The organism is Rhabdochromatium marinum (genome assembly GCF_016583795.1).
Classification (GTDB): Bacteria; Pseudomonadota; Gammaproteobacteria; order Chromatiales; family Chromatiaceae; genus Rhabdochromatium; species Rhabdochromatium marinum.
This window is the reverse complement of the sequence record NZ_NRRS01000111.1, coordinates 1-8,243: the sequence shown is the minus strand read 5'-3', so window position 1 is coordinate 8,243 and position 8,243 is coordinate 1. Positions and strand designations below refer to the sequence as shown.

7 protein-coding genes and 1 pseudogene are annotated in these 8,243 nt (G+C 56.5%); 1 reads left to right on the top strand and 7 read right to left on the bottom strand.

The annotated features are described in order from the left end of the window. Positions 1 to 495: IS1634 family transposase (locus CKO36_RS17995; RefSeq protein WP_200286294.1), on the top strand; the 495-nt coding region annotated here is incomplete at its 5' end. Here CKO36_RS17995 and CKO36_RS20570 read toward each other — a convergent pair. The 7 genes and pseudogenes from CKO36_RS20570 to CKO36_RS19415 form a co-directional block, all read right to left on the bottom strand. Next, positions 496 to 852, bottom strand: a pseudogene (locus tag CKO36_RS20570) (IS982 family transposase); the annotation flags it as partial. A 310-nt stretch (positions 853 to 1,162) separates the two neighbouring features. After that, entirely contained in the window at positions 1,163 to 1,225 is a 63-nt protein-coding gene (locus tag CKO36_RS19955) for a hypothetical protein (protein ID WP_242469723.1), read from the bottom strand. 1,011 nt (positions 1,226 to 2,236) lie between these two features. Further along, on the bottom strand, positions 2,237 to 4,171 hold the full coding sequence (locus CKO36_RS17985) for an ORC-CDC6 family AAA ATPase (RefSeq protein ID WP_200286292.1): 1,935 nt from the start codon (positions 4,169 to 4,171) through the stop codon (positions 2,237 to 2,239). Next, positions 4,171 to 5,277, bottom strand: coding sequence for a phosphoribosyltransferase-like protein (locus CKO36_RS17980; protein WP_200286291.1), 1,107 nt, complete (start codon positions 5,275 to 5,277; stop codon positions 4,171 to 4,173). The genes CKO36_RS17985 and CKO36_RS17980 overlap by 1 nt, the downstream gene beginning before the upstream one ends. After that, complete coding sequence (locus CKO36_RS17975) at positions 5,270 to 7,243, bottom strand: HAD-IIB family hydrolase (protein ID WP_200286290.1); 1,974 nt, start codon at positions 7,241 to 7,243, stop codon at positions 5,270 to 5,272. The genes CKO36_RS17980 and CKO36_RS17975 overlap by 8 nt, the downstream gene beginning before the upstream one ends. Then, positions 7,240 to 7,839 carry an NADAR family protein gene (locus CKO36_RS17970; protein WP_200286289.1) on the bottom strand — a complete coding sequence of 200 codons (600 nt, stop codon included), beginning with the start codon at positions 7,837 to 7,839 and terminating at the stop codon, positions 7,240 to 7,242. Before CKO36_RS17970 ends, CKO36_RS17975 begins: the two co-directional genes overlap by 4 nt. A 115-nt stretch (positions 7,840 to 7,954) precedes the next feature. After that, a partial coding sequence (locus CKO36_RS19415; RefSeq protein ID WP_207161518.1) for a hypothetical protein occupies positions 7,955 to 8,243 on the bottom strand: 289 nt, incomplete at its 5' end.

Below are 8,243 nucleotides of genomic sequence, written 5' to 3'. Positions count from 1 at the left end.
GCACTGGCCTCGCAGGTGCAGGAGCACCAGCGCCGCCTGGAACGCAAAAGCTGTTTCATCCTCGCCACCAATCAGCTCGATGACTCACTGCTCAGCGCAGCCGAGCTCATCGCCGCCTACAAGGATCAACAAACAGTCGAGCGCGGCTTTCGCTTCCTCAAAGACCCGATGTTCATGGCCGCGACACTCTACCTGAAGAAACCCGAGCGCATCATGGCGTTGATGATGGTGATGACCCTCTGCTTGTTGGTCTATGCTGCCCTGGAACACCGTATCCGCGAGAGTCTCAAGGCACAGCAGGCAACCTTCCCCGACCAGAAGGGTCAGCCGAGCGCTCGTCCCACCGCGCGCTGGGTATTCCAATCTTTCAAAGGTATTCATGTGCTGGTCATTGCCCAGGTCAGGCCGCTCGTGCTAAATATGCAACAGCACCACCACGCCTTACTTGAACTGCTGGGATGGCGGTATGTGGCGTTATATTCTGGAAGCGGCTGATGGGGGGGATGCGGAATGACGGATATAGAGGCGCTTGGTGTTCGATTGATGCTCCAGGCTGGCTAGAACGTGAAACAATGGCATCACGAACGGCTCGCAACGATGGAGACGGCGCACGAAGCGACTGGCACTGAGCCGACGTGGAAGATAGCCCGTTTCATGCAAAAACCGATGGGCTCGCTGAAAGCATCCGCCAAACCCGAGGGCAGCGACTAACGCAGTGGTGAGAATTTCCGCGTCGGAGACCTGACACTGTGGATCTTCACGATGACCGAGCGCTTTCAACAGATCGTCACAAAGACAGTATACGAATATAATTTTTGTGTCCGTCGGGGTTCCTCGCCAGTCGTTGTGCAGTAGGGGTACTTACAACGCTAGCAAACTCCGATGGACGCCAGCTTATCAAGGTGGCAACTTGGGTTAAATAATTGATCAGGTGAAAAATTGTTTTTCCACGCCAGAAAACTTCAATAACTTACGCAAATTTTCGGCGGGAAAATGTCAAATATGGATTAAGGCCGCAAGTTCCATCAAGCCAGACGAACGTCATCCCAACACAAGCATCGCTCAGTCTTGCGTCCCATAGGCTTCGCCAGTAAGGAGCAACACGGAGACGTCGGGATCCGATTGGCATAGAGACTCTGCGGATGCGAGATAGCGCCTTGGCTCAGCATGCGGGATGGCAACTCCAAATTTTGCGGTCAAGTCGGCGGGCCGCATTTCGAAGCATGCCAAGCCGGCGCCAAGGGTAATAAGTTTGCTGCCCAGCGGGCTCATTACCAGGCGGCAGCCTCCGAGGATGGACATACTGCTCAGGTAACGCTGCATCGCGCCCAAGAGTTGGCGGTAGGCCTCGAATGGCTGGGACTCATTGGCATAGAGGATGTTGGATATCGGGGTGTTGCGGGTGTCGAACAGAGGGTCGCAGTACTCCACGAGCAGGCGATCCGCACGCCGAGGGTTCTTGGAAGGGTGAGGTAGAACCGGACAGATCTCGGCTTCCATTGGAATCGAGCCTGCGATCTTCTGTAACTGGTTCACGCGCCCTTCGCCCAAGACTGGGAACCAAACGAGAGGCCAGTCTTGAACGCTCTCGGCTTGCCACGCGGCGAAGAAGCCTGGGATGTTTACGAGGTCGTTGCTCGGGTCTTCCGCCCGGATATATCCGTCCAACTCGGCATCTTCAGCAACAAACACCTGAAAGTTCACGCCGCGAGCATACAATGGATGCGTGGCTGACTCGTCGACCAGCTTACTAGGCACTAGTCGCTCAAGAATGCTGATTAGTAGTGCAAGATACGTCGCCCGAGGCAAAGAGCTGACATCAAGGATGATGTCCGTCTTGCCATCGATTTCGTCGAGCACCGCTTTGACACGTTGGCGTAACATATCGCTAGCACTTGTCTCGTCCTCTCCATCGCGTGTCGCGGCTGCGAACATCTTCGTTCTGCCCAGCGGGGAGAATATCTCTTTCAGTGCTGTGGCATTCTCCTCGGTGAGTTGGCCCAAGCCCTCGTCCAACTCATAGTCATGTAATCCCACCAACAGCAGCGTCGCGCTTCTGGTCTGCCGTCCAGCGCTCTGCTGGCCTACGACGAATTCACTCATTACTGTTTTTGCTCGAACGTCGAATCCACGACCCGCAATGTATAAGAGTTCGATCGGACGTTCTTTCAGCAAACTATCCCACAGTTCATGGACTGCGTCGCCGCGACGAAATACGTAATGGTCCCAGAGCACGCTAGTTCATCTCAAACAGCTTGAGGTTACCAAGTTTCGCGGAACTGCGCGTGACACGACGCTCCATCCACTTTATCAACTCCCCAACCGATACATCTCGCCAACCGCCCATTTGTAGAGGCAGCCCATAGTGAGCGCATAGCGAACGATTCAAATAGAAAACAGTGCCGCTGTCGCGCGATCCCGTTGCTTGGCTTTCGCGCTGGACCAACAGGTTCTCCGAGACAGATTCCGCTAGTACCCGTTGAATCGTGACGCCGGCAGAACCAAGTGACGGGGCCTGCCCGTTAAGCTTCTCCAGTTCCCTGCGGGAGAGGCGTATGCCGGTGACGCCCGGGGCGTAAGGAGCGTTGGGCGCGAAAGTCTGGTCGTAGCAGAAGGCACCAATGGAGTCCAACAGTCGTTGCGCTCGGGTACCCTCCGTATGCGATTTAGGTATGAATCCGTGCTTTCGAGCGATTGCCTCGCGCAGCAGTTTTTCCTGCTCCATAGGCGATAGGAAGGGCTCGGAATTCCTTAGCACCTGTTTAGCCTGCAAGCCGACATAGAGTGCCGCAGCCAGCGCGAGCAGTTCCTCGACATTGCTCGTCGCCATCACGCATACGCGTTCGAAGCCGAAGTAGTACGGAATGCCAAGTTCTTCGTGCATGAAAAGCTCGGCGGCTCCGCGGACCTGTGAACTATCCCGGTCCTCAAGTTCTTCCTCGGTCAAAGGCAACTCCAAAGACAACTGGCGCTTAGACGCGTCGCGCACTAGTAGGATGCGCGTAACATAAAGCTCCAGCAGAGACTCCAGGTTCTGGCTGACGGTGTACTGGTCCGCCCTTGCCAGCCATTGGGTGTAGCGCGCGTTGGACTGGTGGCGCTGCACCTCATTGCGGAATTGCTGAATGCCATCAGCCACTTTGTCGCGCACTTCGCTGCTGATCAGCTTGTCGCGTAGGCCTTGTGTGAATGATCCAAGCGGAACCGCGTCCTGATTTTTCATGCGGCGATCAAGGATATTCTGTGCATATAAGATGAACTGGCTTGCCCCCCTGGGATCGCTCCACATCCTGTCGAGATTGTATTCGCGCAGATCTCGACCTTCGCGAGCGCCCTGGGACAGCAACTCCGTTCCTAGCGCAACGGTGCGCTCGGCCAGCCAGACGGGGATGTAGGGACGCATCACTGTCAGCTCGTCGATCAGCAGGGCGCGTTGTTTGCGTCGCAGCCTGTGCATGTCGTCGACCATCAGTAGCCGTTGGCCACCAACGATTCGGCCATCATGGATGAATTGGATCGATTGTAACCAGAGAACTCCCTCGAAGCGGACGTGAGCGGGGAAGGCTGTGTCCGTAGGTCTCATAAAGGCGTCTAGCTGTGCATAGACCCGCCGTTCGTGATCTTCGGCCCAATTGGCGAGTTGGAGCGCGTTCTCAAATACCGGTATGCTTGGCAAGCTAGGCAACTTGGTATGGTCCAGTGAGACTTCGGCCAGTTGCTCCGGTCCACTAAACCCTAGCAGCGTGCCCAGACTGCGGAGCGTGCGCAGCACGATCCGGCAATCCAGCAGGGCCCGAAACAACCCCTCCTGCTCTAGAGTTTCTCCGGAAGGCAAGTCGGCGTAACCGGAGGCGCAGCTAAGGTAAACGCCGACTAGTTGAGGACTATCGTCATCTGTCAGCAGCCCTCGATTAAGCAACTTCTGAAACGATTCAGACAGTTCGGGGAGTTTGCGGGAATTCCAGAACGCGCGCAGCGCAGGCGGTGTGAACGCGCGAAATAGCGTTGTCTTACCAGCACCAGGCGCGCTACGGAAGACATGCACCGCACCGACGAAGGCATCCTCAGCCAACTTCTCAAGAATCTTTGGGGAAAACAGCCGAACGAACTCAGTGTCTGAGGTCGTGTGTTCGGACATTCGCTCCAGGAAAGGGTTTGCATTGTATGCCATCAGAACTCTCGATGACGGCTAACGCGAGGGAACAGGCCGTGTGGTTCTAAATGCTCTGGTCCCCACAGCAGGAACACCGAGTTGTTCGGCGTATTGTGACCTAGCACCACCGGCAACGCACAACCAGCGAAGCCTAGACTAGCATTGTCGGTTCCACCGACTCGAAAGTGCTTGTCGACCACGGAGTCGTTGCAGTAGGTGGGATTTGCCAGCAAGGCTTGGAGTTCGAGGTTGGCATCCCGAGACAAGGATATCTCGGGCTCAATAGGGCAAAGGACACGCAGTTGCAATGGTTTAAATCCATGGTCCGAGGTAAAGCGCTCGGACCAATACTCTATGTGGTCGACGGCCTGTCGCGTTGCGGTATACAACATCAAGAACACTTCGTAGTGCGAAGGGTCTACTATGCCTCTTTGGTGAAGCCGCTGGTAGATCTTCGGAAGTTTTCCCTTGAACCTGTGTGCTTCACCGTCGTATCGAATGTAAGTATTCCCGCTGCCTGAGAAGTCGTCCAGCAGCCAGATCAGATTGAAGTGGGGAGCATCGTACGCGAAGCCAGCTCTTTTCAAAGACACGCCGAGATCATCGAGCATGTCCTTAGCCTTCTCATCACCCAACTCGTACGCCTGCCAGATTTGCTCATTACCGATCTCCCCATCGCTTGCGCGTCGCAACTCATTAGTGCGTGCGCCGTCGCTCAAACCGAGGTAGAGCGACGTCAACCGCAACTGTTCAAAGCGACGGTGGCGAGCAATCTCGTGAACCCGGAAGGATGGGATCTCATGCTCCTCCGATACTAGGCGCATACGCTCCTGCACAATGCAGTCCCGATAGGCAGTGTGTACGAGATGAGATAACTCGGCGTCGGAGATGAACACCAAGTGGTCGAGAACCAACGTGAGCGCGGTCTGCCGATCTTGCGGTTCGAATTGGTGGAGCCACAGCGCCAGGCTTTCGATGAAGCGGCGTCCCGGACCAAAGCGCTGGTAGTGGTCATACTTGAAATCGGCAAGTAGCTGGAGGATAGGACGTACCTGAGATACCTGCTCCAAGTCCTCCCACCCCATCACCTTCGCCAGCAACTTGGCGGCATTCTGATCACGCACCGGCGTCGCGCCCCCTGGTACACGTAAAGTCCATGCGGAACACTCCGCCCTGTTCTTCTTTCATGTGTTCGAGGTACCACAGAGTGGCATCGATGTCGCGCTTCTCGACCGGCGCTAATTTCCATCCGCGGTCCAAGCGGCGCGACGGCATATCGACACTCAAAGAAAATCGGTGTTCTAAGAGAGCCGCATCATTGCCGGGCCAGGCCCCCTGGTCACCCATCGTCAGTACCTCGTAGGGATCGACTTTATCCTTCTGGATAATGTCGGCGATGAGGACTGATTTACTCACACCCTTGGCAAGGATGTCCACAGAGTGCTTGCTACGCACAATAGTCGACAAATCAAGCCCTGCTTGGCGCAATGCGTCGGCGATCACGAACCACATGGCGTCAGTCGCGAGGCCTTCATGAAAACGCACGCTTACCTGGTAGGGATGCGTGGTGCGGTGGGTAAGAATAGGCACCCCCAGGGATTTCAAGCGGACAACGATACGTGATACATGGCTGAGAAACTCACTCGTCTCTTGCGACGACACCGGTGACTCATTCGCCGGGGAGATCCAGCCCCCATTGTATAGACCGAGCCGGATCTTCGGCAGAACGTCCTGTGGCACAACCTCCTTCAGGCAGGTCTGGATCGAGCCGCCTCGTCCCGACGCGATTCCGACAATTATGCCGGCACGGACAAGTCGGACAAGATGATCAACAACATTAAGCGGCGGCGGGCTATCCTTGCTTTGCGAACTGCACAAGGTACCGTCGTAGTCAAAGACCACCGCTCTGAAGCGCTGAGCCTTAATCGAGTCTGCGAATGCCGTTGCCGCACGGCGCATCATCCCGAGACCTCGCGGCGAAGGCCAATGAGCTCCAAGCACGTCGTACTTTGACTGCTCCTCGGCTGGGCCTGCGGGCTGTGGCAAAGGAATTACGTCGCGCAGGTCCGCATAGTGGATTTCCCGCCCATAGGTCGGGACATCGGGCCGCCCAGGATCTTTGCCCAGTTCACGGCCAACGGACGCCACGATATGCATCTGCGCGACCAGTCCTGCGATCAGGTGGACGGGTTCGGCGCCGGCCAGGGGCATGGCCAGCGTAGGGATGCCGCTTGGAAACTTGCTGCACATACCGTCCCAAAGCCCACCCAAGGTAGGCTCGACCAAAGCAAGGATGGTGCAATCCTGAGGTCGATCAGCCAGCCAGAGGTGCCTGCCATGCGCATAGGAACGTAGATCAGCAAGTTGGGTGTGCAGTAAGGCACCTTCGGAGAGCTTGGACTCCAAGTCCGTCGCGATGGCTTTGAGAAGAGGCGAGTAGACAACGGTTAGTGCACCGCGATGCACGGTCTCGGAGATGAACGGCTGCGCCGCTTTCAGCCAGTCATTCACCGTCTGATCACCAACCCGTAGTGTCTCAAACTCACGGGGCATCGGCTGGCGGAAGCGGTTGAGTTCGCCGTAAACTCTCGCGACCAGTACGGCATCAAGCAAAAGGCTGTTGGTCGCCAAATAACCGTCTTTCTTGGCCAGCTCGAACACATAGGGTTTTACACCCGGCAGCGCTCCGACATGCTCCATCAGGGGGCTGTCCTGCCGATTGGTCAACACATGAACCGTCCTTGAGCTGAAACGCCGTGCCCGCTCAAGCGCTTCCACGATGTCTGGGTTCTTACCTTCTGCCGACACAAGAAACACCGGGCTCGCGGAAGCCAGTGCGGGTCGGCAAATGATTTCCAAAGGAGTTGAAGGACGGGAAACGCGTCCAGTATAACCTTCGTGCATGCTGCATAGCAACGACGCCGCCGTGAAGGAGCCACCAGACCCAACGCCGATCATGCTGGATTCGGCCGCGCTGGCAATCGCGAGTTTTAGAGCATCAATGTCGGCGGAACACGCGGCTGCATAGCTGTGCTCCAGCTGCGCCAGCTCCTCTTCGTAGTGGCTGGCAGGCAACAGCTGACCTGTCATGCTCTCGCTGGCAACAGTTTGGAAGCGGTCTTTTTGCCTTCGGGTGGCATGCCTGCCGCAGAAATGCTGGGTTTGGTAGTCTTCGGCGGTTGCTGAGCATAGAAGGTCCGTAGTTCCATCAACATTACACCCAGCATGTTTTCACCTTTTCCATCCACTTCACCCCATAGCCGGTTAACGGCGTTGTTGACGGTTGCCGCCTCAACGAGCCTGGCGTTTCCGGTGGATAGCAGCAGCGCACGAAGGTCAGCATGCTGATCGAATTTCGCGCGAAGCACGGCACGCATGCGATCAAACTTAATCTGCGCCCAGTCGGGCATCACGTCCCAGACGTAAAGACCGTGGGCTGCCATTGCTGCCAAGGCGGGTGTCGGTGCATTGAGGATCCACTCGCGAACGGCAGGTTTACGGGCCTTGCCAGCCTGATAGGCGTGCTCGGACGTGGGATAGATTCTCCCATCGAACTCGATGGGGCGCGGGAACAGATTGCTGAAGGCACCATACGGATTCTCATTGGCGCGGTAGAAGCGAATCTCCGGGACGGTGGCTGTCTGCTTGTCGGGACGTTGTTGTTCCGTCTGCGGCGTCTTAGTCATTTGCTAGGCTTCTTGAGGAAGTATTCAGGACTCAACCCCAGCGGCCGGCAGTGGTTGACGAGCAACACTTAAAGGGAGCTGGTGAGACTGTGGTGCTAATGCCGTGCTGTAGCCTCTACAGCGGCTTTGGTTGTCGGATAAAGTCGAAACTGTCAGCGTGGCGGTCTTCACCTTCGGGCGTCCAGTGGTGGCCATCAGTGCGCGTTGCTGGAAGCGGATGCGGAAACCGTAATGTTACGGCATTTTGCAGTGCATAAAAAGGTACCCGTTCAAGCTTCAGCAATTCCCGCTGACCTCTGTGGCGAGCGGTTGCGATGGCCCCGATCCGCCGTTGAAAATCAACCGGCACGCGAACACCTCGCGACAAAGAAGCGCTGTGGTACGCCCGGCTTGTTCTCACCCTC

What these genes read in the sequence shown, in the direction of transcription:
- CKO36_RS17985 (WP_200286292.1), bottom strand. Translation starts at nt 4,171, where the DNA reads ATGGCATACAATGCAAACCCTTTCCTGGAGCGAATGTCCGAACACACG.
- CKO36_RS17975 (WP_200286290.1), bottom strand. Translation starts at nt 7,243, where the DNA reads ATGACAGGTCAGCTGTTGCCTGCCAGCCACTACGAAGAGGAGCTGGCG.
- CKO36_RS17970 (WP_200286289.1), bottom strand. Translation starts at nt 7,839, where the DNA reads ATGACTAAGACGCCGCAGACGGAACAACAACGTCCCGACAAGCAGACA.